This window comes from Enterobacter sp. JS8-1 (assembly GCF_049187015.1).
Lineage (GTDB): Bacteria > Pseudomonadota > Gammaproteobacteria > Enterobacterales > Enterobacteriaceae > Enterobacter > Enterobacter mori.
Genome location: NZ_CP185805.1, coordinates 3181322 through 3205052 on the forward strand (window position 1 = coordinate 3181322; position 23731 = coordinate 3205052).

The 23731-nt window shown below is 55.9% G+C and carries 21 protein-coding genes; 9 read left to right on the forward strand and 12 right to left on the reverse strand.

Translation table 11 applies throughout. The features are described from left to right. Positions 1-280 precede the first annotated feature (280 nt). Both ACOQH0_RS15150 and ACOQH0_RS15155 read left to right on the forward strand, forming a co-directional pair. Positions 281-1657: a diaminobutyrate--2-oxoglutarate transaminase gene (locus ACOQH0_RS15150; RefSeq protein ID WP_014884533.1), complete on the forward strand. Its 1377-nt coding sequence runs from the start codon at positions 281-283 to the stop codon at positions 1655-1657. An 18-nt stretch (positions 1658-1675) separates the two neighbouring features. Next, entirely contained in the window at positions 1676-3142 is a 1467-nt protein-coding gene (locus tag ACOQH0_RS15155) for a pyridoxal phosphate-dependent decarboxylase family protein (RefSeq protein ID WP_089599322.1), read from the forward strand. A gap of 50 nt (positions 3143-3192) precedes the next feature. On the opposite strand, the gene ACOQH0_RS15160 is transcribed toward ACOQH0_RS15155, so the two are convergent. Then, entirely contained in the window at positions 3193-4113 is a 921-nt protein-coding gene (locus ACOQH0_RS15160; RefSeq protein ID WP_211449615.1) for a LysR family transcriptional regulator, read from the reverse strand. A gap of 122 nt (positions 4114-4235) precedes the next feature. Here ACOQH0_RS15160 and ACOQH0_RS15165 point away from each other — a divergent pair, with 122 nt between their 5' ends. Continuing rightward, entirely contained in the window at positions 4236-6014 is a 1779-nt protein-coding gene (locus tag ACOQH0_RS15165; protein WP_421510750.1) for an adenine deaminase, read from the forward strand. A gap of 20 nt (positions 6015-6034) precedes the next feature. Further along, positions 6035-7378: an NCS2 family permease gene (locus ACOQH0_RS15170; protein ID WP_010433650.1), complete on the forward strand. Its 1344-nt coding sequence runs from the start codon at positions 6035-6037 to the stop codon at positions 7376-7378. Here the strand turns inward: ACOQH0_RS15170 and ACOQH0_RS15175 are convergent. From ACOQH0_RS15175 to ACOQH0_RS15185, 3 genes are read right to left on the reverse strand one after another with little or no spacing between them, the layout of a single operon-like run. Further along, positions 7375-9573: a polysaccharide biosynthesis tyrosine autokinase gene (locus tag ACOQH0_RS15175; protein WP_421510751.1), complete on the reverse strand. Its 2199-nt coding sequence runs from the start codon at positions 9571-9573 to the stop codon at positions 7375-7377. The genes ACOQH0_RS15170 and ACOQH0_RS15175 overlap by 4 nt on opposite strands. A 7-nt stretch (positions 9574-9580) precedes the next feature. Further along, positions 9581-10021 carry a protein-tyrosine-phosphatase gene (locus ACOQH0_RS15180; protein ID WP_010433643.1) on the reverse strand — a complete coding sequence of 147 codons (441 nt, stop codon included), beginning with the start codon at positions 10019-10021 and terminating at the stop codon, positions 9581-9583. After that, entirely contained in the window at positions 10021-11160 is a 1140-nt protein-coding gene (locus ACOQH0_RS15185) for a polysaccharide export protein (RefSeq protein ID WP_421510752.1), read from the reverse strand. The genes ACOQH0_RS15180 and ACOQH0_RS15185 overlap by 1 nt, the downstream gene beginning before the upstream one ends. Before the next feature lie 491 nt (positions 11161-11651). On the opposite strand from ACOQH0_RS15185, the gene ACOQH0_RS15190 reads away from it, so the two are divergent. Beyond that, positions 11652-11984 carry an RcnB family protein gene (locus tag ACOQH0_RS15190; RefSeq protein WP_042718816.1) on the forward strand — a complete coding sequence of 111 codons (333 nt, stop codon included), beginning with the start codon at positions 11652-11654 and terminating at the stop codon, positions 11982-11984. Beyond that, the gene (locus ACOQH0_RS15195; RefSeq protein WP_421510753.1) at positions 11935-12414 is read left to right on the forward strand and encodes a GNAT family N-acetyltransferase; all 480 of its coding nucleotides are present in this window, start codon (positions 11935-11937) and stop codon (positions 12412-12414) included. The genes ACOQH0_RS15190 and ACOQH0_RS15195 overlap by 50 nt, the downstream gene beginning before the upstream one ends. 93 nt (positions 12415-12507) lie before the next feature. Here the strand turns inward: ACOQH0_RS15195 and apbC are convergent, their stop codons facing one another. Further along, complete coding sequence (apbC, locus tag ACOQH0_RS15200) at positions 12508-13617, reverse strand: iron-sulfur cluster carrier protein ApbC (protein WP_421510754.1); 1110 nt, start codon at positions 13615-13617, stop codon at positions 12508-12510. A gap of 137 nt (positions 13618-13754) precedes the next feature. Here apbC and metG point away from each other — a divergent pair, with 137 nt between their 5' ends. Beyond that, complete coding sequence (gene metG / locus ACOQH0_RS15205; protein WP_421510755.1) at positions 13755-15788, forward strand: methionine--tRNA ligase; 2034 nt, start codon at positions 13755-13757, stop codon at positions 15786-15788. A 31-nt stretch (positions 15789-15819) separates the two neighbouring features. Here the strand turns inward: metG and ACOQH0_RS15210 are convergent, their stop codons facing one another. From ACOQH0_RS15210 to ACOQH0_RS15220, 3 genes are read right to left on the reverse strand one after another with little or no spacing between them, the layout of a single operon-like run. Then, positions 15820-16290, reverse strand: a complete 471-nt coding sequence (locus ACOQH0_RS15210; protein WP_421510756.1) for a DUF1456 family protein — start codon at positions 16288-16290, stop codon at positions 15820-15822. A 47-nt stretch (positions 16291-16337) separates the two neighbouring features. Beyond that, positions 16338-17057 carry a two-component system response regulator BtsR gene (gene btsR, locus ACOQH0_RS15215; protein WP_010433622.1) on the reverse strand — a complete coding sequence of 240 codons (720 nt, stop codon included), beginning with the start codon at positions 17055-17057 and terminating at the stop codon, positions 16338-16340. Further along, entirely contained in the window at positions 17051-18736 is a 1686-nt protein-coding gene (locus ACOQH0_RS15220) for a sensor histidine kinase (RefSeq protein WP_042718811.1), read from the reverse strand. The genes btsR and ACOQH0_RS15220 overlap by 7 nt, the downstream gene beginning before the upstream one ends. Positions 18737-18953: 217 nt before the next feature. Between ACOQH0_RS15220 and mlrA the strand changes: the two genes are divergently transcribed. Both mlrA and ACOQH0_RS15230 read left to right on the forward strand, forming a co-directional pair. Then, positions 18954-19694, forward strand: coding sequence for an HTH-type transcriptional regulator MlrA (gene mlrA / locus ACOQH0_RS15225; protein WP_010433616.1), 741 nt, complete (start codon positions 18954-18956; stop codon positions 19692-19694). Between the two features lie 69 nt (positions 19695-19763). Further along, on the forward strand, positions 19764-19877 hold the full coding sequence (locus tag ACOQH0_RS15230) for a protein YohO (RefSeq protein ID WP_010433613.1): 114 nt from the start codon (positions 19764-19766) through the stop codon (positions 19875-19877). Here the strand turns inward: ACOQH0_RS15230 and ACOQH0_RS15235 are convergent. The 4 genes from ACOQH0_RS15235 to osmF are packed head-to-tail and all read right to left on the reverse strand — an operon-like array spanning position 19852 to position 23603. Beyond that, positions 19852-20589, reverse strand: a complete 738-nt coding sequence (locus ACOQH0_RS15235) for an ABC transporter permease (protein WP_421510757.1) — start codon at positions 20587-20589, stop codon at positions 19852-19854. The two genes, ACOQH0_RS15230 and ACOQH0_RS15235, sit on opposite strands and share 26 nt — an antisense overlap. After that, entirely contained in the window at positions 20573-21523 is a 951-nt protein-coding gene (locus tag ACOQH0_RS15240; RefSeq protein ID WP_089597976.1) for an ABC transporter ATP-binding protein, read from the reverse strand. Before ACOQH0_RS15240 ends, ACOQH0_RS15235 begins: the two co-directional genes overlap by 17 nt. Further along, positions 21516-22673 (reverse strand): ABC transporter permease, encoded by a 1158-nt coding sequence (locus ACOQH0_RS15245; RefSeq protein WP_421510758.1) that lies wholly within the window; start codon positions 22671-22673, stop codon positions 21516-21518. The genes ACOQH0_RS15240 and ACOQH0_RS15245 overlap by 8 nt, the downstream gene beginning before the upstream one ends. A gap of 12 nt (positions 22674-22685) precedes the next feature. Next, positions 22686-23603: a glycine betaine ABC transporter substrate-binding protein OsmF gene (gene osmF, locus ACOQH0_RS15250; protein WP_089597974.1), complete on the reverse strand. Its 918-nt coding sequence runs from the start codon at positions 23601-23603 to the stop codon at positions 22686-22688. Positions 23604-23731 lie beyond the last annotated feature (128 nt).

Genomic DNA, 23731 nt, shown 5'->3' on the forward strand with positions numbered 1-23731 from the left:
ACAGCGAAAAGCACGATTTGTCACACTCTTTTCTCTACTTTTACAGTTCTGACAAACCCATCATAAGCGGCTGTTTTTATTGTGCATAAAGTGCAACTTTCTTTCTGGAAACGGGGATAACCCTCCCCCTGTGCCCTCTGCCACAAAACAGTAAACAAATTAACCATTGAGCCCCGTGGCAAAAGGCTCTATATTGGCGGCGTTTTTTTCAGGCCCCCATCTGTTTTTTAACTTTTTATTCAATCGTGGCTCATAACGAAGCGGCGGTTGTAGGAGTGATATGATGACGGATAAAGTCCGTATTGACACCGTAGATGCCCACAAAAGCAACGAAACCTATCTGGCCCGTCAGGCCGAGTTTGAATCTAACGTCAGGAGTTATCCGCGCAAACTGCCTTTAGCGATCACTAAAGCAGAAGGCGTGTGGATCACCGATGCAGATAATAAAGAATACCTTGACTGTTTAGCAGGCGCAGGGACCCTTGCGCTTGGCCATAACCATCCTGATGTGCTGAAAAGCATCCAAAATGTCATTACCAGCGGCTTGCCGTTACATACCCTGGATCTGACTACGCCTCTGAAAGACGCGTTTTCTGAATACCTGCTCTCTCTGCTGCCTGGTCAGGGCAAAGAGTACTGCCTGCAGTTCACCGGTCCATCCGGTGCTGACGCCGTTGAAGCGGCGCTGAAGCTGGCGAAAAAAGTGACCGGTCGTAGCGGTATCATCAGCTTCTCTGGTGGTTACCACGGTATGACCCACGGCGCACTGTCCGTGACCGGCAACCTGTCTCCGAAAGAAGCGGTTGACGGTATGATGCCAGAAGTTCAGTTCATGCCTTATCCGCACGAGTACCGTTGCCCGCTGGGTATCGGTGGTGAAGCGGGCGTGAAAGCGCTGACCTACTACTTCGATAACCTGATCAACGACGTTGAAAGCGGCGTGCGTAAACCTGCGGCGGTGATCCTGGAAGCCGTTCAGGGCGAAGGCGGCGTGAACCCGGCTCCGGCTGAGTGGCTGCAGCGCATCCGTAAAGTGACTCAGGAACACGGCATTCTGCTGATCCTCGACGAAGTTCAGGCTGGCTTTGCCCGTACCGGTAAATTCTTCGCCTTCGAACACGCGGGCATTGAGCCAGACATCATCGTGATGTCTAAAGCTGTCGGTGGCGGTCTGCCGCTGGCCGTGCTCGGTATCAAAAAGCAGTTCGATGCATGGGCACCAGGTCACCACACCGGTACCTTCCGCGGCAACCAGCTGGCGATGGCAACCGGTCTGACGACGCTGAAAATCCTGAAAGACCAGAACATCGCAGGCAAAGTGGCTGCACAGGGCGAATGGCTGAAAGGCCAGCTGAAAGAGATGGCGAAGCGCTACCCGGTTATCGGACACGTTCGCGGTCTGGGCATGATGATCGGTATTGAGATCGTTAAACCACACGAAGCGGCTGACCACATGGGTTGCTTCCCTGGCGACGGCGAGCTGTCTGCACTGATTCAGAAGAAGTGCTTCGAAGCCGGTCTGATTCTGGAGCGTGGCGGTCGTAACGGTATCGTTCTGCGTCTGCTGCCGTCTCTGCTGATCAGCGATGAAGAGCTGAAAATCTTCCTGGATAAATTCGAGCAGGCACTGCTTGCTGCGGGCGTTCGCCCGGCGTAACCGGAGTTGTTGATTACGATGTCTGATTCAAACCCAATTTTGTTCTCCTCTGCGCAGAGCATTGAAGCTTACCAGCAGGCGATTGAACAAAGCACTCAGGCTGTGATGCAGTGGCTGAAACAGCCTGAGATGTACCAGGGCAAAACGGTCGCGGAACTGCGCGACCGTATTAAGCTGGATTTCAACCCGAAAGGGCTGGGCAACGAAGCGGCGATTGAACGCGCCGTGGAGTTCTTCCTGAAAGACAGTTTGTCCGTTCATCACCCGCAGTGTGTGGCGCACCTGCACTGCCCAAGCCTGGTCGTAAGCCAGGCGGCGGAAGTGCTGATCAACGCCACTAACCAGAGTATGGACTCCTGGGATCAAAGCCCGTCCGCAACCATTATCGAAATCAAACTGATCGAGTGGCTGCGTACCCGCGTGGGTTATCAGGCTGGCGACGCAGGTGTGTTCACCAGCGGCGGCACCCAGAGCAACCTGATGGGCCTGATGCTGGCGCGCGATGCGTTCTTCGCGCGTCTGGGTCACTCTGTTCAGCAGGATGGCCTGGTAGGCGATCTGCGCAAAATTCGCGTGCTGTGCTCCGAGAACGCCCACTTCTCCGTGCAGAAAAACATGGCGCTGATGGGTCTGGGCTACCAGTCCGTGGTGCAGGTGAAAACTGACGAATTCTCCCGCATGGATCTGACCGATCTGGCGGCGAAAATTGAGCAGTGCAACGAGAACGGCGAGCAGATTCTGGCGATCGTCGCGACGGCAGGTACCACCGACGCCGGTGCTATCGACCCGCTGCGTGCCATTGCAGAACTGGCGGCGAAACAGAACATCTGGGTACACGTTGATGCGGCCTGGGGCGGTGCGCTGCTGATGTCCGAGCAGTATCGTCACTACCTGGACGGCATTGAGCTGGTGGATTCCATTACCCTGGACTTCCACAAGCAGTTCTTCCAGACCATCAGTTGCGGCGCGTTCCTGCTGAAAGAAGCGCGTCACTATGAGCTGATGCGCTATCAGGCGGCTTACCTGAACTCTGAGTTCGACGAAGAAGCGGGCGTGCCTAACCTGGTGTCCAAATCTCTGCAGACCACCCGTCGTTTCGACGCGCTGAAGCTGTGGATGAGCCTGGAAGCGCTGGGTCAGGAGCAATATGCGGCGATCATCGATCACGGTGTGACCCTGGCACAGCAGGTTGCGGGCTACGTGAAAGAGCAGTCTGCTCTGGAGCTGGTGATGCAGCCACAGCTGGCGAGCGTGCTGTTCCGCTTCCGTCCTCAGGCGCAGATGGATGATGCAGGCATCGCCCTGCTGAACCAGAAGATTGGTGATGCGCTGCTGGAATCTGGCCGTGCTAACGTCGGCGTGACCGAGCATAACGGTATCACCTGCCTGAAGCTGACCCTGCTGAACCCAACCGTGACGCTGGAGGACGTAAAAGTTCTGCTGTCTCTGGTTGAGCGTACCGCACAGGAAGTTCTGGCTAAGTAATGCTTATCCCTCTCCCGTTCGGGAGAGGGTATTTTCCCCTGCCCTATCCCTCAGTGTGTCCTCAAGGTTTCAACCATTAGCGTAAAGCACGATTCGATAAGCGTCGGTAACGGCTGTGGCGCACGCATCAATGCCACCGTTCGGGCAAGTGCCGGTTGCTGAAGATGAACCACCTTAAGCTGCGGATCCTGAAGATGCGTGGTATAGAGTTGCGGCAGTATCGCCACGGCCAGTCGGGAACGCACCAGGCCGTACAGCGTTTCGATATAATCCACCTGATAACGTGTCTGCAACGACAAACGATGGCTTTCAGCGAGCGCGCCGACCAGGCGTTGGATGTTACCTTTTGAAAACACGGCGATATCTCGCCCAACAAGCTGCTTCCAGGGTAAATGCGCCGACGCCGCCAGCGGATCGTCACAATGAATCACCGCAACAAATGGATCCTCCTGCAGCGGGAAGACGGACAGTTGTTCCGGCACAGAACTGTCCAGTGCGCCAATGCCAAAATCAATCTGCCCTTTCAGCAACTGCGCCACCAGCGCATCATTGGTTTGATCGTGAAACTCTACCTTAAGACGCGGAAAAGCCTGCGCCAGCGTTTGGGGTAACTGCGGGAACAAGAGCGAGCTGACGGATGGCACCAGCCCAATGCGCACCGTGCCGTCACCGCCTGCCTGCACAATCTGCTGCATATCGTCAAAGGCAAGCTGAGCCACGCTAAGCACCCGCTGCGCGTGCGGGAGGATTGCGTTGCCCAGCTCCGTCAGCGTCACCGCTGAGGCGGTACGGTTTACCAGCTTGCCGCCGAGCACCGTTTCGATTTGCCGCAATGCGCTGCTGAGCGCAGGCTGGCTGATCGCCAGCTTGCTGGCGGTGTCGGTGAAATGACGCAGTTGCGCCAGAGTGACAAAATACTGTAGCTGTCGCAGTGAGAGCGCGGGCAAGCGCTGCCAGGGTTCCATCGTCATTATCGTTTACACGCGTCGCAGAATAAGCCGGGGTTATCGGGTGATAAATTTTATCAGCTGGGCAAACGTTTGCCGCGTGCATAGAGTAACGCCATTATTTTCATGCTGGAACCGTTAATTACATGAGTGCCGAAACCCGACGCCGTGCCGTCCAGGCTGCACGCGGTGAAATGCCGTTCGACCTGCTGCTTACACACACCCGCATTGTTGATATGGCCACGGGTGAGATCCGCGACGCCGATGTCGGCATCGTGGGCGGCCTTATCGCCAGCGTTCATCCGCGCGGCAGCCGCAGCGATGCGCGTGAGACGCACGATCTGAACAACCGGTATCTCTCTCCGGGACTGATGGATACGCATGTGCATCTGGAGAGTTCACACCTGCCTCCCGCTCGTTATGCAGAGATTGTGCTGGCACAGGGCACCACCGCTGTATTCTGGGATCCGCATGAGCTGGCGAACGTGCTGGGCATTGCAGGCGTACGTTTTGCCATTGAGGCCAGCCGTAACCTGCCGCTGCAGGTGATGGTCGCTGCGCCATCAAGCGTGCCATCGACTCCGGGGCTGGAGATGTCTGGCGCAGACTTCGCCGGAGAAGAGATGAATACCCTGCTCGGCTGGCCGGAAGTGCGCGGCGTGGCGGAAGTGATGGATATGCACGGCGTGCTTAACGGCAGCCAACGCATGCTGGAAATTATGCAGGCCGGGCTGGACAGCGGAAAGCTGATTGAAGGCCACGCGCGCGGGCTTCACGGTGCGGATTTACAGGCTTATCTGGCCGCAGGCGTGACCTCCGATCATGAGCTGACCTCCGCAGACGATGCGCTGGAAAAACTGCGCGCCGGGCTGACGCTGGAGATCCGCGGCTCGCATCCTTATCTGCTGCCCGATATCGTAAGCGCCCTGAAATCCCTGCCCCACCTTTCTTCACAAATTACGGTCTGCACCGACGATGTTCCGCCCGATATACTGTTGGAAAAAGGGGGGATCGTTGCGCTGCTGAACCTGCTGATTGAACACGGATTACCGGCGACGCACGCGCTGCGTTTCGCCACGCTGAACGCCGCCATTCGCCTGCAGCGTAACGATCTGGGGCTGATTGCCGCCGGGCGTCGCGCGGATCTGGTGGCGTTTGACTCGCTTGAAAAGCTGACGGCTCGTCAGGTGTATGTCGCCGGTAAGCTGATTGCGCGCGACGGGGCAATGATTGAACCCATCGTTGACACGATATTGCCCCTCCCGCGTGATACCGTGCGGCTGTCTGCACTCGCAGACGATGATTTCCGTATGAAAATCGACAACGCGAAACACGGCGTGGCGCGCCTGCGCCATATCAGCGGCGCACGCTTCACGCAGTGGGGTGAAGTTGACGCGCAGGTACGTCACGGCGTAGTGGCGATCCCGGATGGCTTTAGCCTGATCTGGGTTCAGCATCGCCACGCCCGCCATGCGGCGAAACCACAAATGGCCCTGCTCGAAGGCTGGGGTGAACTGCGTGGGGCCATTGCCACCAGCTATTCTCACGACTCTCACAATCTGGTGGTACTGGGCCGCGATCCGCACGACATGGCGCTGGCAGCCAACATGCTTATCCAGAGCGGCGGCGGGATGGCGTTGGTACAGAATGGCGACGTCATCGCCCACGTCGCCATGCCGATTGCGGGGATGCTTTCGGAACTGCCCCCTGATGAGCTGGCTCGCCAGTTCAGGGAACTGCGCGAGCGTAGCAATTTGATTGCCGACTGGGAACCGCCGTATCGGGTCTTTAAAGCCATAGAGGGCACCTGTCTTGCCTGCAACGCCGGTCCGCATTTGACCGATCTTGGACTGACCGATGGGACCACGCGCCAGATTGTCGATCCGTTAATTTCTTACCGGGAAACCCCGGACAACACACAATAATGCCGAAGGAGAGCCGGATAATGGCCGACAACACCGTTAATTCGCCAGCACCAGGGAGCTGGCTCGAACGCCGTTTTGCACTGCATGCGCGTGGCAGCACCGTACGCACCGAGTGCCTGGCTGGCATCACCGGTTTTCTCGCCGCCGCCTACCTGCTGGTGGTGATCCCAGGGCTGCTGGCGGTCGGAGGAATGGATAAAGGCGCGGCAACGACGGGCACCATTCTGGTCTTCGTTGCCGGAACGCTACTGATGGCGTTCTATGCCAACCTGCCCTTTATCGTCGGGCCCGGTATTGGCGGTTCGGTCCTGGTCGGCGTCACGCTTGCGGGCAGCGAAGGTATTGGCTGGCAAATTGGTCTCGGCATCGCCTGCTGGTCAGGGATTTTATTCTTCCTGCTGACCCGCTTTGGGCTGCGTGAAGTCGTCACCCGTTCGGTCCCGCAGTCCATCAAGCTGGGGTTGACGGCCTCCATCGGCCTGTTTGTTGCCGTGCTCGGTTTTCGTAACGCCGGGCTGGTGTTGGCAAACGCGAAAACGAATGCCCTGATGCTGGGAGATTTCCTGTCACCGGCGGCGCTGGTCGCGTTAGCGGGTCTCTTCCTGGCCATCGCGTTACAGGCGCGCCGCATTCCAGGGGCAATACTGTGGGCCATTCTGTTCGCCACTCTGGTCGGTATTCCGCTGGGCGTGACAAAGCTTCCTGGTCAGTTTATTGATATGCCGCATTCTCTGGCCCCGGTTATCGGCCACATTGATATGCTCGGGGCGCTGAACATTGCCTTCCTGCCATTCCTGTTTGTCTTCTTTGCGTCGGAATTTTTCTCCACCATGGGCACCACTCTGGCTGTCGGTGGTGAGGCGGGATTACTGGATGACGAAGGCAACATGCCGCATATCAACCGTCCGTTTATGGTGGACTCCATTGCCGCTGCGGTAGGTCCGTGGGTCGGTATTCCAGCCGCGACGGCGCTGATCGAATCTTCGGCTGCTGCTGAAGCGGGCGGTAAAACTGGCATGACGGCACTGGCTGCGGCAGTGATGTTCCTGTTGATGTTGCTGTTTACGCCTGTTGCACTGATGATCCCAAAAGAAGCCACCGCACCGGCGCTGATCCTCATTGGACTGAATATGTTTAGCGGCTTACGTAAGGTTGATCTGGCGAACTTCACCGACGGCCTGCCGGTTCTGATGATGGTCATGATAACGCTGATTGCCAACAGCTTCGGGACAGGAATTGCTGGCGGTTTGCTGTTTTACATCGTGATCAAAGCGATTGCCGGGAAATGGCGCGAAATCCCCGTTGGTCTGTGGATCCTTGCCATTCCCCTGGTCTACTACTTCGCTACGCTGGTGAAGCACTAACCCTCACGCCGCTTTTCCTTCGGGGTATAGCCGTAGTCGTAATGGCTGTACCCCGAGTGATAATAGAGCGAGGCGGACTTCACGATATCATTAAGAATAGCGCCATTCACCTGCACGCCCGTCTGCAGCAAACGTTTTACGCTTTTCTCAATTTCTTTCGCGCTGGTTTTACCGAAGCGGGCAACCAGTAAGGTTGTCGAAGCTAATTGGGCTACCAGCTCTGCATCCGTAACGGCAAGCACTGGGGGAGTGTCCACAATCACAATGTCATAATGTTCGTTAGTCCATGCCATCATTGCCTGGAAGCGTTCACTCATGAGCAGTTCTGATGGGCGCAAGGGCTGCGGGCCACAAGTCAATACCTCTATTCCAGCGCTCTCAACGTGTTGAATTGCCTCTGCCCACTCCACTGTTCCTTCCAGCACATTGGATAACCCACAATGATTGTCGATCTCGAAGATATTATGCACGTATCCCATGCGCATATCCGCATCGATAAACAGCACACGCTGTCCAGCCTGGGCGGCTACCGCCGCCAGCGATGTGCTAACCAGCGTTTTTCCGCAGTCTTGTGTCGGCCCGGAAATCATCACAATCCGATTAGTGGCATCCATTAAAGTGAAGTGCAGGCTGGTTCGCAGTCCACGAATTGCCTCGACAAAGATATCAGTAGGCCGATCGACAGGCAGGAAAGGAACGTTCGACGTCCTGTGTTTCCAGTGGGAGGCAAACAAATACTTCCCGCGCAGGTGCGTTTTTTTCCAGAGCCATACCGAGCGCGGCAGCGTCGCCAGGACCGGCATCCCCTGCGCTTCCAGTTGCTCAGACGAGGTAATTCCCTGTTTAAAGGCAGCAAGAACTAATACAAAGCCGCTGGAGAATATCAGTCCCAACAGTATGCCAAGCACGATAATGAGTGCTTTTCGTGGTTTTATGGGTTCAGGTTGCGTAACCGCAGCGTCAATGATCCGCACGTTTCCGATAGCGCTGGAGCGAGAGATATTGAGCTCTTGCTGGCGCGTTAATAACTGCAGGTAAATGGCGCGCCCGGATTCAACATCCCGGCTCAAACGCAAAATTTCCTGCTGTGTGGAGGGCATGGTTGATACGCGATCGTTCAGGCGGGCACGCTGCTTCTCAAGGGTTTGGCGCTTTTCGCGTAATGCGCGATAGGTTGGGTGATCCTTTTTGAAAAGCTGTGAGATCTCCGCTTCACGGAACGTCAGCTCGTTGAGCTGATTCTCCACATTAACAACCTGATCGAGAACGGACTTCGCCTCCAGGGATAAATCGACGGAATCGCGCTGCTCACGGTATACATTCAGTCGCGCTTCGGCCTGATCCAGATCGTGACTGATTTTCGGTAACTGATGCTGTAAAAAGGTCAGGCTGCGGGCATCCTGGGCTTCCTGACGCTCAATATTCTGATTGAGGAAATTTTCTGCAATCGTATTCAGTACCACGGCAATCTTGCCAGGTTCTTCGCCCGTTAGCGTTAACGCGATCATTCCGCTCTGTTTCGCTGATTCCGCAACGGTGAGCCCTTTCTGAAGCGCGTTGATGGCTTCAAGCTTTGTAATGGTTTTGAGCGAGAACTGCGTCCCTGGCGCAGCGCTGAGCGATGTCACCAGAAGAGAGACACCATCTTTAAGCAGCGTTTTCCCGACATAACCTACAACCTCGAAGCTTTCGCCCTCAAGGTGATACCGTCCCTGCTCCAGCACGGTCAGCACAAGCTCTTGCGGTTTGCCATCCAGTCTGGGGATGGTAAGTTCAGCGATGGTCAGGTGACCTGGCTTGCTGGGGCGAAAATGTGCCCACAGATGTCCCACGATCGGGATAACGCGCTGCTTAACCCGGTACGTCAGCCCCAGTTCATCCACGGTCTTCCCGAGGATCATTCGCGATTTTATCAGCAAGATTTCCGGTGCAACGTCTGGCGAAAGATCGGAGCCGAACTGTCTTATGCTTTTCAGCAATGAGTTATCCTGCTTCGCTTCTATCTGCACAAGCGCGTCAGCCTGATAGACAGGGGTGACAGAAAACGCATAGAGTCCCGCGCACACCGTTAACAGGAGTGTTACCAGGACGATCATCACCCGATGATCGAATATCTCAGCAAGCAGTTGCAGAAGATCAATTTCATTATTTTGCGGTGCCGCTGCACCATATGTATCTGAAGTATTAGATGGCATTCCTGCTTTATTCCTTTTGACTCAAACGACGAGCCCATTCCTGACTGGCTTTTCCCAACTGCCCGAAAACATATTCGAAAGCATCACGGCTTTTGCGGTAGGGATCGGGAATATCCTTTGTCTCCAGCCATTGTCCAAATAGCAGTGATTTCCCACGATTCTCCGGGGCCATAGCCGCAATAAAACGGAGATGTTCTGGCTCCATCACCAGAATCAGATCGGATTTTTGCAGCAAGCTGCGCGTCAGCTTGCGCCCCACGTGATCGTCTAGCGAGACACCATGATGCCAGGCGACATCCTGAGCAACCGCATCTGCCGGATGTCCCTCAAGACCGAAAATACCTGCTGAGGTCACCTGTTTCCCGGGTAATTGCTGACGCAACAGCCGCTCCCCCATCGGGGAGCGGCAAATATTACCCGTGCAAACCACTAAGATTGAGTTGAACATTATTGCGGCCAGGATCGGATGTAACGAACCGTTTCGGTCAGGTCATGTACGCCACTGATGGTCGGCACAAGCTGTGTAATAACGCGATTCCAGCGCGATAACGGTGCCGTTGTCACGTAGACAATGTCATACGGCTCGAGCTGGAATTCAGTGCCCAATACCATCGCTGACGCATCTTTCGCATTGAGCTGATAAATTTTCGCGATGATGTCCGTCTGGCTTTTTTGATGCACCGAGCGAATGACAAAAATGCCGGTTGCATCAGCCATGTTCTGGTTCAGGCCGCCCGCATTGCCCAGCGCTTCCGCCAGCGTCATCCCACTGCGATCCATCTTCAGTGTGCTCTGCTTAACCACTTCGCCCATGACAAAGACTTTCAGGGCATCATTACGCGGTACAAACAGGATATCGCCAGGATAGAGCAGTTTGTTTTGTGTTAAATCGCCGAGTTGCATCAGGGCATACAGCGAAAGGCGAGAGTCCTGGCCATTATGGGTGAGAACGACATTGCGCCAGTCGGCATCCGCTGAAAGACCGCCAGCGGCATTGACCGCATCCATCACGGTCAAGGGGATGTTGGTGATGGGTTGTTGGCCAGATTTCGCGACTTCTCCCGTCACGTAGGTTTTTTGCGAACGGAAAGAAGCGATGCTGACATCCACCTGGGGGCTCTCAATGAATTTATCCAGCCGCGCGGTGATCTCTTCACGTACCTCCGAAACTGTTTTTTCTGCCACATACAGTTTCCCAACGTAGGGATAAAAGAGCGTACCGTCCGCGTTGACCCAGTTTCCCGCGTCACTTGCGCTACGGTACTGCCCTGCTGGCGTCGTCAACTCAGGATGATCCCAGACGGTTACCGTCAGGATGTCACCGGTGCCGATTCGGTATTCCCAGTTTTTCACCTGCTCATCAAGATTAGGATTTGCCTGAGATTTTGATACGGGCGGGCGCAATTGTTCAATCAACACTGGGGTCAGTGGATAAATTTCCACGTGTTTATCAAGCTGATAATCTTTATCTTCTGTTGCAATAACATTTTTTCCGGTCATGGATAAATCCTGGCCCGGTAAAAATACACAGCCTGTTAACTGGCTTATTGCAAGAAATAAAAAGGAAAATACCGTTGTGTTTTTCATTTATATCAACATATCTTTTATCATTGTGCTTATCGTAAGAACGACAATTTTATTTAATATAAATAACCATATAATTCATTGAATTAAATGAATTACAATGTGTTAATAAAGAGTATTGTCAACGCAGTAACCAGATACTGAATCGTCTAAAGCGACCCGCTCTATGGAGCCGGGGTTCAGAAGTCATAACATGTCGTGCCGGGGCCGATATTAAATGTTCTGCTGTGGGAAAGCATTCGCTTAACGGTCCAATTTTGAAGTAGTCATGCGTTTTCAGAATTAATTAATAAATTAATAAATACATTAAATATAAAACACAAATATCATTCACGGCCGTTATGTACTTTCTTTGTTGCGACTACACAAAACCGTTCAGTTTTGTTACATTTTTTTTCAAACACACCATGTTTTGATACTTAAAATGGACTGTCTGCCGCGCATACTAAAACCCACAGACGAAATGTATCTGTAACGATATCACTGGAGAAAAAATGGCTAAGCGTAAATTGCTGCTTCTGGGTGTACTACTGTCTCTGGCGGGCTCCGCATTTTCTGCTCCGCAAACGGCTGCAGCACCTTCTGGCATCAAAGCCTATGAAGAACAAGAGTTCATCGCTGACTTTACAAAATTCAAGATTGGCGACACGGCGCCAGCGCAGTATCAAACGCCCGAGTACACCATCAAACAGTACCAGCTGCGTAACCTTCCAGCACCGGATGCCGGAACACACTGGACCTACATGGGTGAGAACTACGTGCTGATTGGCGATGCCGATGGAAAAATCCATAAGGCCTATAACGGAGATATCTTCTATCACCGCTAATACGATCCTGGTTCGTGCCTGGCAGGAGAGCGATCGTCCTTTCCTTCGCACGATTTACCTGCATGCCCGGCGCGACGCCTGGCCATGGTTGAACGGTGCGGAATGGCAGCTTGAGGACTTTGACGCCGCAATCCTGGACGAAGAGGTTTGGGTGGCTGAGCAGGACGGGCATCGACTTGGCTTCGCCTCCGTCTGGACGAACGATAATTTTCTGCACAACCTGTTTGTTGACCCGCAGTATCAGAGCCTGGGCGTCGGGCATGTGTTGCTGGAACAGGTGCAGAAAACGTTTACCAGTACGGGGTCGCTTAAGTGTCTGGTCAAGAATGGGCGTGCTGTTGCGTTTTACCAGCGACACGGCTGGCACATCGAGGCGACGGGTGATTCTCCCGACGGAGAGTATTATCTGATGCATTATCGGCTTGGGTAAAGTCAGGTGGCGCTTCGCTTACCTGACCTACAAACCCAAATTTCGTAGGCCGGGTAAGGCGAAGCCGCCACCCGGCACTGAAGCGCAGAGGAATTACACCGCGCGGAACGCGATTTCGCTCGGAATGACTTCGCCCTGCCAGTAAAGCTGCGCCGCAACGCGCCCCGCCAGCTGACGATACATATCCGCAAATTCGCTGTCCGGACGGCTCACCACGGTTGGTTTACCGCTGTCCAGATCTTCACGCAGCGTGATGTGCAGCGGCATCTGCCCCAGCAGCTGAGTGTGATACTGCGCCGCCAGCTTCTCCGCACCACCGGTACCGAAAATAGGCTCATGGTGTCCGCAGTTGCTGCAGATATGCATGCTCATGTTCTCAACGATACCCAGCACCGGTACTTCCACCTTCTCGAACATCACGATGCCCTTTTTGGCGTCGATCAGCGCGATATCCTGCGGCGTGGTCACGACGACCGCTCCGGTTACCGGAATGTTCTGCGCCAGGGTCAGCTGAATGTCGCCCGTGCCCGGCGGCATGTCCAGCACCAGATAATCCAGATCCGGCCACATGGTTTCCTGCAGCATCTGCATCAGCGCCTTGCTGGCCATCGGGCCGCGCCAGACCATCGCGTTATCGTCGGTGACCAGATAACCAATCGAGTTGGTTGCCAGACCGTGCGCCATGATTGGCGCCATGTGAGTGCCGTCCGGCGAGGTTGGACGCTGATTTTCCGCGCCCAGCATGTTTGGAATGGACGGGCCATAAATGTCCGCATCCAGAATACCGACTTTTGACCCTTCCGCTGCCAGCGCGAGCGCCAGGTTTACAGCCGTGGAGGATTTACCCACCCCACCCTTGCCCGAGCTGACGGCAATAATGTTTTTTACGCCGTTCACGCCAGGCTGGTTTTTCACGCGCTTCAGCGTGGCGATACTGTGGCTCAGCTTCCAGTCGATCGCCTTCGCACCGGTGATGCGCAGCAGCTCCGAGCTGGTTTGCTCTTTCAGCGCGTCGAAGGCGCTGGTCCAGACGAACGGCATCTGCAGCTCAATGTGCAGCGTATCGTCCAGCCAGGCAACGTGGTGTAACGCTTTCAGCGTCGTAAGATTGTGCTTCAGGGTTGGATGCTGAAAGTTAGCCAGCGTCCCGGCGACCATTGCTCGTAAGGCTTCCGGTGATTTGGCCTGGGATTGAGAACTCATCCCGACTCCTTTGTTCTTGTGAATAAGACCTTAGATGAACAAGTTTACCTGAAAGGCCGTGGTTTGTGCTTACTTAATAATGCCCCTTTTGGTAATATCAAAAACCCTTTTCACAGTTAAAAGAAGTAATGCCTACTATGACTCAAGTCGCGAAAAAAATTCTGGTAACGTGCGCACTGCCGTACGCCAACGGCTCAATCCACCTCGGCCACATGCTGGAGCATATCCAGGCTGATGTCTGGGTCCGTTACCAGCGAATGCGCGGCCACGAGGTTAACTTCATCTGTGCGGACGATGCTCACGGCACGCCGATCATGCTGAAAGCGCAGCAGCTGGGGATTTCCCCGGAGCAGATGATTGCCGAAATGAGTCAGGAGCATCAAACTGATTTTGCTGGCTTTGACATCAGCTATGACAACTATCACTCCACGCACAGCGACGAAAACCGCGAGCTGTCGGAGCTGATCTACACCCGTCTGAAAGAGAACGGTTTTATCAAAAACCGTACTATTTCTCAGCTGTACGATCCGGAAAAAGGCATGTTCCTGCCGGACCGCTTCGTCAAAGGCACCTGTCCGAAATGTAAATCCCCGGACCAGTACGGCGATAACTGCGAAGTGTGCGGCGCGACCTACAGCCCGACCGAGCTTATCGAGCCGAAATCCGTGGTATCCGGTGCAACGCCTGTGATGCGTGACTCCGAGCACTTCTTCTTTGACCTGCCGTCCTTCAGCGAAATGCTGCAGGCATGGACCCGCAGCGGCGCGCTGCAGGAGCAGGTCGCGAACAAGATGCAGGAGTGGTTCGAATCCGGCCTGCAGCAGTGGGATATCTCCCGCGATGCGCCGTACTTCGGCTTCGAAATCCCGAACGCGCCGGGTAAATACTTCTACGTCTGGCTGGATGCGCCAATCGGCTACATGGGCTCCTTCAAGAACCTGTGTGACAAGCGCGGTGACACCGTCAGCTTCGATGAATACTGGAAGAAAGATTCCACGGCCGAGCTGTACCACTTCATCGGTAAAGACATCGTTTATTTCCACAGCCTGTTCTGGCCAGCGATGCTGGAAGGCAGCAACTTCCGCAAGCCAACCAACCTGTTCGTTCACGGCTACGTGACGGTGAACGGTGCGAAGATGTCCAAATCTCGCGGTACGTTCATCAAGGCCAGCACCTGGCTGAACCACTTCGACGCGGACAGCCTGCGCTACTACTACACCGCGAAGCTCTCTTCCCGTATCGACGATATCGACCTGAACCTGGAAGATTTCGTACAGCGCGTGAACGCGGACATCGTCAACAAGGTGGTGAACCTGGCGTCCCGTAACGCGGGCTTTATCACCAAGCGTTTTGACGGCGTGATGGCGGCTGAACTGGCTGACCCAGCTCTGTACCAAACCTTTACTGACGCAGCGGCGACCATTGGCGAAGCCTGGGAAGCGCGCGAGTTCGGTAAAGCGGTGCGTGAAATCATGGCCCTGGCTGACCTGGCGAACCGCTATGTCGACGAGCAGGCCCCGTGGGTTGTCGCTAAGCAGGAAGGTCGCGATGCCGATCTGCAGGCTATCTGCTCCATGGGCATCAACCTGTTCCGCGTGCTGATGACCTACCTGAAGCCGGTTCTGCCACAGCTGGCTACCCGCGCTGAAGCGTTCCTGAACACCGAACTGACCTGGGATGCAATGGCGCAGCCGCTGCTCGGCCACAAGGTGAACACCTTCAACGCGCTGTATAACCGCATCGAGATGAAGCAGGTTGAAGCCCTGGTGGAAGCATCCAAAGAAGAAGTGAAGGCTGCTGCGGCACCGGTCACCGGCCCGCTGGCAGACGATCCGATTCAGGACACCATTACCTTTGACGATTTCGCCAAAGTCGACCTGCGCGTGGCGCTGATTGAAAACGCGGAATTCGTGGAAGGCTCTGACAAGCTGCTGCGCCTGACGCTGGATCTGGGCGGCGAGAAGCGCAACGTCTTCTCCGGTATCCGTTCTGCGTATCCGGACCCGCAGGTGCTGATCGGTCGTCAGACCGTGATGGTGGCGAACCTGGCACCGCGCAAAATGCGCTTCGGCATCTCCGAGGGGATGGTGATGGCTGCAGGCCCTGGCGGGAAGGATATCTTCCTGTTAAGCCCAGACGAAGGCGCGAAGCCGGGTCAGCAGGTGAAATAACAAAAAAGCCGGAGATAATCTCCGGCTTTTTTTATGGTTTCGGGTGATGCACCCGGTGGGTCAGCCCGCGCAGGAAATTACGCAAAAACTGGTCGCCGCACTCGCGGTAGTTTTTATGGTCCGGCGCGCGCATCATGGCGGTCACTTCCGGCACCGACACGCGGTATTTTTGCTCGGTCATGATCGCGACAATATCGTCCGTTTTCAGCGAGAACGCGATGCGCAGCTTTTTCAGCACCGTGTTGTTGTTCACGCGACGCTCCAGCGCCAGTTCTGGCGCGGCCGGATCTTTGCCACGCTTATCGTAAATCAGGCCGTTCAGGAAACCCGACAGAATGATGTCGGGGCAGCGAACAAACCCCTCTTCGTCTTCTTTAGTCATCCAGGTATCGAAACCCGCAGACGTGGCTTCCATGTCGGACAACGCAAGAATGCGCACCATGTCATTATTGTTTGCTTTCAGGGTGTAGCGCAGGCTACGAAGAATGTCATTACTAATCATGAGTGCCTTTAACTGTCGATGATGCAATGGCGCGCAGTGTACCAGTTTTACAGACCAATCGCCTCTTTCAAACTCTTCAGGTAGCGACGGCTGACGGGCACCGTATGCCCGGCACGCAGCACCAGTTCGGCCTGGCCGTTATCTTCCAGGCGGATCTCCTTCAGGTGCGCCATGTTCACCAGATACTGACGATGGCAGCGGATCAGCGGCGTGCGGCTCTCCAGGGTGCGAAGCGTCAGCTCTGTAAAGCCTTCATTTCCCTCCGCGCTGGTGACATATACCCCGCTCAGACGGCTGCTGACAAAGGCCACGTCATCCATCTGCAGGAGATAAATGCGGCTGTGCCCGGTGCAGGGGATAAACTTCAGCGGCTGCTGGTTTTCCGGCAGCAGCGTCATATCCTGCACGGTGCGCTCCTGGCGTAAACGAGTGAGCGTTTTATCCAGCCGCTTCTCTTCAATCGGTTTCAGCAGATAATCAAAGGCATGTTCTTCAAATGCCTTCACGGCATATTCATCAAACGCTGTCAGAAAGACGATATAGGGGCGGTGCTCAGGATCAAGCATCCCGACCATCTCCAGCCCGCTGATGCGCGGCATCTGAATGTCGAGGAACAGCACGTCCGGACGCAGTTTGTGCACCGCACCGATGGCCTCAATGGCATTTGCGCACTCACCCACTACCTCGATATCACTCTGCTCCTGCAATAGCACGCGCAGGTTTTCCCGTGCCAGCGGCTCGTCATCCACAATCAGCACTCTTAACATGCGTTTTCCTCCAGCGGCAGTCGTAAGGTGATACGGGTAAATCGGTCGGGTTCACAGGCGACGGTAATGCCACAGTCGTCACCGAAGTGCGCACGCAGGCGTTTATCCACCAGGCTCATCCCTAACCCACCCGATGCGGAAGGGACGTAGAGTCCGGCGTTATCCTCAATATCCAGCACCAGATGGTGGTTAAACTGGGTAGCAGAAATGGTGATCTCCCCGATGCCCAGCAACTGCGATGTACCGTGTTTGATGGCATTTTCTACAATAGGCTGAAGGGTAAAAGCCGGAAGATGCTGGTACGCCAGCGCGTCCGGGACGGAGAGCGACACCTGCAGGCGAGACTGGAAGCGTGCCTGTTCAATCTGCAGGTACGCGTTAACGTGTTCAATCTCGTCGGCCAGGGTCACGATTTCGGAAGGCCGTTTTAGGTTCTTGCGGAAAAAGGTCGACAAAAACTGCACCAGCTGCGCGGCCTGATCGCTGTCGCGGCGGATCACCGCCTTCAGCGTATTAAGCGCATTAAACAGGAAATGCGGATTGACCTGGGCGTGCAGGAGTTTGATCTCTGACTGCGTCAGCAGCGCTTTCTGCCGTTCATACTGCCCCGCCAGAATTTGCGCGGAAAGCAGCTGGGCAATCCCCTCCCCCAGCGTGCGGTTGATCGAGCTGAACAGACGGTTTTTCGCTTCGTAGAGCTTAATCGTCCCCATCACCCGCTGATTTTCACCGCGAAGCGGGATCACCAGCGTCGAGCCAAGCTTGCACTGCGGATGAAGCGAGCAGCGGTAGGGGATCTCATTCCCGTCCGCATACACCACTTCACCGGTTTCAATGGCGCGCAGGGTATAGGTTGATGAGATCGGTTTGCCCGGCAGATGGTGGTCGTCTCCGGTACCGGTAAACGCCAGCAGCTTTTCGCGGTCGGTAATGGCGACGGCACCGATATCCAGCTCCTTGTAGAGCACCTGCGCCACCTTCATGCTGTTTTCTTCGTTAAATCCCTGACGCAGGATCCCCTCCGTTGAGGCTGCAACTTTCAGGGCCGTCGCGGAAAACGCCGAGGTGTATTTCTCAAACATGGCGCGCTTGTCGAGCAGAATACGCATAAACAGCGCCGCGCCCACGGTATTGGTCACCATCATCGGAGCTGCAATATTGCTCACCAGGTGCAGCGCATCGTCAAACGGACGGGCAATCAGCAGGATAATCGCCATCTGCGCCATCTCTGCCACGAAGGTAATCGCACCGGCGGTAAGCGGGCTAAATACCTTATCCGGACGGCCGCGTTTGATCATGTAGCTGTGGACAAGGCCACCCAGTAGCCCTTCGACGATCGTGGAGATCATACAGCTCAGCGCCGTCATGCCGCCCATAGAATAGCGGTGCAGACCGCCGGTAAGCCCCACAAGGCCGCCGACAACGGGACCGCCAAGCAGGCCGCCCATCACCGCACCGATGGCGCGCGTATTGGCAATGGAATCTTCGATATGGAGACCAAAGTAGGTCCCCATAATGCAGAAAATGGAGAAGGTCACATAGCAAAGCAGCTTGTGCGGCAGACGGACGGTGACCTGCATCAGCGGAATGAACAGGCGCGTTTTACTCATCAACCAGGCGATGACAAGAAACACACACATCTGCTGAAGCAACAACAGCACCAGATTAAACTCGTACATACAAAAAACCGCACATTCTAAAAACGCGTAACATACACTGATGCAGGTAAACTTTCTTTGAAGCGCGCCAAAAAAGCTGCAAATCGTGTCGGTCATCACAGCTTTTGCCGAACATCGCGCATGCTTCGCATTATTTGTTCAAAAAACGATCAATCCTTCCTGGTTCGGCAAAGTGGGTCTACAGTTAAGCTGGGGACGCGTAAGCCAGGGGGCGAATATGGCGCTTTACACAATAGGTGAAGTGGCACTCCTTTGTGATATCAATCCCGTTACCCTACGGGCGTGGCAGCGACGGTATGGATTACTTAAACCGCAGAGAACGGACGGTGGGCATCGTCTGTTCAACGAGGCCGATATCGACCGGATCCGCGAGATAAAAAGCTGGATCGACAACGGTGTGCAGGTCGGCAAAGTGAAATCCTTGCTTAGCCATGACGATCCGGACACCCAGCATCTCTGGCGTGAGCAACAGGAAGCACTGCTGCGGCTCCTGCAGGCGGGTAACCTGCAGCGCCTGCGCGCGTGGATAAAAGATCAAGGGCGTGATTATCCCGCGCAAACGCTGATCACCCATCTTTTCATTCCGCTCCGTCGACGCCTTCAGTGCCAACAGTCTACCCTGCAGGCGCTGCTCAGCATGCTCGACGGCGTACTGATCAACTATATTGCCGTCTGCCTTGCCTCGGCGAAGAACAAGGCCGGAAAAGATGCGCTGGTGGTTGGCTGGAACGTGCACGACACCACGCGTCTGTGGCTGGAAGCCTGGATTGCCACCCAAAAAGGCTGGCGCGTGGATGTGCTCGCGCACTCGCTGGCCCAGCTGCGGCCCGAGTTTTTTGACGGTCAGACCCTGCTGGTCTGGTGTGGCGAAGTGCCCTCCGCCTCGCAGCAACAGCTGCTGACGGAATGGCGCGAGAATGGTTACCCGGTTTATTCCCTGGGCCCGGATGAGCCATAACGGCATTTAATGGTTCATTAACAGCTGCGCTTCACCGTATAATTGTTCCGTTAACAACAGGAGCACATGATGAAGGCAACTAAACTGGCGGTAATTACCCTTTTTGTCCTGATGGCCGTAAGCGGTATCGGCGGCGTGATGCTGGCGGGTTACTCGTTTATCGTCCGTGGCGGTGTCGGCTGAGATACCGAGCCAGGCGCTCGAAAAGGCGATCGACCACAATCGCCGCCAGCGCAACCAGTAGCGCCCCCTGAATAATGTAGGCCGTATTAAATCCGCTTAAGCCGATAATAATCGGCGTTCCCAGCGTATTTGCCCCCACCGTCGAGGCGATAGTCGCCGTACCGATGTTGATAATCACCGACGTGCGGATCCCGGCGATAATGACCGGTGCCGCGAGCGGGAGCTCAACCTTGCGCAACCGCTGCCAGGCGCTCATGCCCATCCCTTCTGCTACGCTCAGCACCGATGCGGGCACCGCCGCAATACCGGCCAGGGTTCCCTGAAGTATCGGCAATACCCCGTATAAAATCAGCGCAATAATCGCCGGCTGCTGCCCAAAGCCAATAACCGGTACCGCAATCGCCAGCACCGCCACCGGCGGAAACGTCTGACCGATCGCCGCAATCGTCTCCACCAGCGGACGAAACTCACGTCCCGATGGCCTTGTCACCGCGATCCCTGCCCCCACGCCGAGGACGATGGCAATGACGCTTGAGATCGTCACCAGCCAGGCGTGCGCCAGCGCAAGGTTAATAAAACTCTCCTGTTGATAGACCGGTCGCGGCAGGCCAGGAAAGAGCGAACCGAACAGCGCCGCGCTGTGCGGCATCAGAAAGAGCAGGCCGACGAAGAGCAGCGCCAGCCAGAGCAGCGGATCACGCATGACCTTCACGCGTCACCTCCCCGGCCAGCAGATCGCGAAAATGCAATGCACCACAGGTTGTTCCCTGGCTGTTGGTCACCGGCAGGATCTCACATTGTCTGGCGACGAAAGCAGACAGCGCATCCCGCAGGCTCATCTGCTCCTGTAACGGTTCCCCGCTTAGCGGCGCATCCTGTCGGCGCATATAATCGCCAACGGTGCGCAAAGAGAGCAGCCTGACGCCAAGCTCGCTGCGGCCAAAAAATTCGCGCACAAAGTCGTTCTTCGGCTGGCTCAACAGCGCAAGCGGCGTGCCCTGCTGTACCACCTCACCGTGGTCCATCAGCACCAGATGGTCAGCCAGGCGCAGCGCCTCATCAATGTCGTGCGTCACAAGGATAATGGTGCGCCCCAGAATGCGGTGGATGCGGGTCATCTCCGCCTGCAGCGCACCGCGTGTGACCGGATCCAGCGCGCCAAAAGGTTCATCCATCAGCAACACCTGCGGATTGGCCGCCAGCGCGCGCGCGACCCCAACCCGCTGCTGCTGTCCGCCGGAAAGCTGATGCGGGTAGCGGTCACGCAGTGTCGGCTCTAATCCCAGCAGGGCCATCAGCTCATCCACCCGCGCATGGGTTTTCGCCCGCGTCCATTTTTCCAGCTGCAGCACGGTGGCGATGTTCTGCGCCACGGTCCAGTGGGGGAACAGCCCGATAGACTGAATGGCATAGCCCATACGACGGCGCAACTCCAGTACCGGCAGGCTGCGGATCTCTTCTCCGGCAAAGCGAATCATCCCGCTGTCGTGCTCAACCAGCCGGTTGATCATCTTCAGGGTGGTGGATTTTCCCGACCCCGATGTGCCGATCAATACCGAAAACGCCCCCTCGGCAAAATGCAGATTCAGGTGGCTTGCCGCCGGACGACCGGCAAAGGTTTTACTGACATCATGAAATTCAATCATTGGCTCTTCTCCCGAGCAGCGCGAGCCACAGGGCAAATAACGCATCCAAAACAACCGCCAGCGCGATAGTGGGCACCACGCCCAATAAGACCAGGTCCAGCGCGCTGCTGAGCAGCCCCTGGAATACCAGCGCACCAAAACCGCCCGCGCCAATGAGCGCAGCAATCACCGCCATCCCCACGGTTTGCACCGTCACTACCCGCAAGCTGCGAATTAACAGCGGAAGCGCAAGGGGTAACTGTATTTTCCAGAAACACTGCCGCGCGCTCATTCCCATCGCATGGGCACTTTCCAGCACATCCGGCGCAACCTGGCTTAAGCCCGCCACCACACCGCGCACCAGCGGCAGCAGCGCATAGAGCACCAGCGCGATCAGCGCGGGCGTGAGTCCGGTACCGGCAATGCCGATGTCCCCCAACGCGGGAAATGACCTCGCCAGACCGGCCAGCGGAGCAATGAGCAATCCAAACAGGGCCACGGAGGGAACCGTCTGAATGACGTTGAGAACGGTGAACACGCTCCCCTGTCGCGCCGGATGGCGATAGCACAAGATGCCCAGCGGGACGCCCAGAAGCAGCGCCGGGAAAAGCGTGCCAAAGAGGATCGTCAGATGTTGCGAGAGCGCATCATCAAACACCTCCTGGCGATTGGCGTACTCTTTTAACAACGAGAGATTATTCAGCTCACCGCTAAACAGGAGGACCAGAGGGATGAGCCAGATTTGCGCGTTCAGCAGCCAACGCCAGACGGGTGCTGGCGTCAGGCGGCGAATGGCATCGCTACAGGCCAGCAGGCAGAGCGCCATCCACAGCCACAAACCGCTGCCGATGGACGTACGCGCCAGCGGGCTTTCCGCAGACATCATGAGCGTCGCCGACTGCCCTGCGATCCAGAACAGCCCCAAAAAAAGGGCTTCACAGAGGAGCAGCGTCAGCCAGTGTGCGGCACGACCTGACCAGAGCGACAGGACGACGGTCGCGCCCAGCGCCACCGCCAGCAGCGCGGGCGAAAACGACCAAATCTGCCAGAGTGCGCGCCCTTCACCCGACATCAGCCGGTTAGGCGCGACGTTCACAAAAGGTAACGCGACCGCCGCGATGGCCACACAGGCCAACAGCAGCAGCACGCGGTTATGACATTGTATTGGCACAGCTTTATCCTGTTACTTCACAAGCCCTTGTTGTTTCAGGAAGTCCGCCGCCACTTTTTTGGCATCCAGTCCCTCAACGGCAATGCTGGCGTTCAGCTGCTGCAGCGTTTTTTCATCCAGTTTTTCAAAGACCGGTTTGAGCCATTCCGCAATATCCGGGTACGCTTTCAGCACCGCTTCGCGCACTACCGGGGTCGGGGCGTAAATCGGCTGGACGCCTTTCGGGTCGGTCAGGGTTTGCAGTCCAAGGGCCGCAACCGGGCCGTCGGTGCCGTAGGCCATCGCGGCATTTACTCCGGAGGTTTGCTGCGCCGCGGCTTTGATGGTCACTGCCGTATCACCGCCTGCCAGAGAGAGCAGCTGGGCCTGATCAAGCTTGAAGTCGTAGGCTTTTTCGAACGCAGGCAGCGCGTCAGGACGTTCGATAAATTCAGCCGACGCAGCGAGTTTGAAATCGCCCTTCTCTTTCAGGTAGCGGCTGAGATCCGCGAGCGAGGTCAGCTTGCCCTTCTCCGCCACGTCCTTACGCACCGCGATGGTCCAGGTATTGTTCGCAGGCGCAGGCGTCAACCAGACCAGTTTGTTCTGATCTGCGTCCAGTTTTTTGACTTTTTCATACCCGGCGCTGGCGTTTTTCCATGCCGGATCGTTCTCATCTTTGAAGAAGAATGCGCCGTTTCCGGTGTATTCAGGGTAGATATCCAGCTCGCCGGAGGTAATAGCACCGCGCACGACGGGCGTTGTACCGAGCTGAACTTTGTTGACCGTTTTGACCCCGTGGCTCTCAAGCACCTGCAAAATAATATTGCCGAGCAGCGCCCCTTCGGTATCAATCTTTGATCCCACTTTGACAGGCTCAGCCGCCTGAAGCGGCAGGCTAAGCGCGGCCAGTAACACCGCAGAGCCTAACATCCCCTTTTTAATCGTCATTCCGCTGTCCTCATTTTTTTATCGCCTTTTTCAGAGGCTTGAGAGAAAAGCGTAGCTTAAAACGGCGTGTTTAACCGTCAAAATGCCTTTTTAGCATAAGGTAAGACGCATCCCCCGTGAGGCGGGGG

What these genes read in the sequence shown, in the direction of transcription:
- ACOQH0_RS15150 (WP_014884533.1), top strand. Translation starts at nt 281, where the DNA reads ATGATGACGGATAAAGTCCGTATTGACACCGTAGATGCCCACAAAAGC.
- ACOQH0_RS15155 (WP_089599322.1), top strand. Translation starts at nt 1,676, where the DNA reads ATGTCTGATTCAAACCCAATTTTGTTCTCCTCTGCGCAGAGCATTGAA.
- ACOQH0_RS15160 (WP_211449615.1), bottom strand. Translation starts at nt 4,113, where the DNA reads ATGACGATGGAACCCTGGCAGCGCTTGCCCGCGCTCTCACTGCGACAG.
- ACOQH0_RS15165 (WP_421510750.1), top strand. Translation starts at nt 4,236, where the DNA reads ATGAGTGCCGAAACCCGACGCCGTGCCGTCCAGGCTGCACGCGGTGAA.
- ACOQH0_RS15170 (WP_010433650.1), top strand. Translation starts at nt 6,035, where the DNA reads ATGGCCGACAACACCGTTAATTCGCCAGCACCAGGGAGCTGGCTCGAA.
- ACOQH0_RS15175 (WP_421510751.1), bottom strand. Translation starts at nt 9,573, where the DNA reads ATGCCATCTAATACTTCAGATACATATGGTGCAGCGGCACCGCAAAAT.
- ACOQH0_RS15180 (WP_010433643.1), bottom strand. Translation starts at nt 10,021, where the DNA reads ATGTTCAACTCAATCTTAGTGGTTTGCACGGGTAATATTTGCCGCTCC.
- ACOQH0_RS15185 (WP_421510752.1), bottom strand. Translation starts at nt 11,160, where the DNA reads ATGAAAAACACAACGGTATTTTCCTTTTTATTTCTTGCAATAAGCCAG.
- ACOQH0_RS15190 (WP_042718816.1), top strand. Translation starts at nt 11,652, where the DNA reads ATGGCTAAGCGTAAATTGCTGCTTCTGGGTGTACTACTGTCTCTGGCG.
- ACOQH0_RS15195 (WP_421510753.1), top strand. Translation starts at nt 11,935, where the DNA reads ATGGAAAAATCCATAAGGCCTATAACGGAGATATCTTCTATCACCGCT.
- apbC (WP_421510754.1), bottom strand. Translation starts at nt 13,617, where the DNA reads ATGAGTTCTCAATCCCAGGCCAAATCACCGGAAGCCTTACGAGCAATG.
- metG (WP_421510755.1), top strand. Translation starts at nt 13,755, where the DNA reads ATGACTCAAGTCGCGAAAAAAATTCTGGTAACGTGCGCACTGCCGTAC.
- ACOQH0_RS15210 (WP_421510756.1), bottom strand. Translation starts at nt 16,290, where the DNA reads ATGATTAGTAATGACATTCTTCGTAGCCTGCGCTACACCCTGAAAGCA.
- btsR (WP_010433622.1), bottom strand. Translation starts at nt 17,057, where the DNA reads ATGTTAAGAGTGCTGATTGTGGATGACGAGCCGCTGGCACGGGAAAAC.
- ACOQH0_RS15220 (WP_042718811.1), bottom strand. Translation starts at nt 18,736, where the DNA reads ATGTACGAGTTTAATCTGGTGCTGTTGTTGCTTCAGCAGATGTGTGTG.
- mlrA (WP_010433616.1), top strand. Translation starts at nt 18,954, where the DNA reads ATGGCGCTTTACACAATAGGTGAAGTGGCACTCCTTTGTGATATCAAT.
- ACOQH0_RS15230 (WP_010433613.1), top strand. Translation starts at nt 19,764, where the DNA reads ATGAAGGCAACTAAACTGGCGGTAATTACCCTTTTTGTCCTGATGGCC.
- ACOQH0_RS15240 (WP_089597976.1), bottom strand. Translation starts at nt 21,523, where the DNA reads ATGATTGAATTTCATGATGTCAGTAAAACCTTTGCCGGTCGTCCGGCG.
- osmF (WP_089597974.1), bottom strand. Translation starts at nt 23,603, where the DNA reads ATGACGATTAAAAAGGGGATGTTAGGCTCTGCGGTGTTACTGGCCGCG.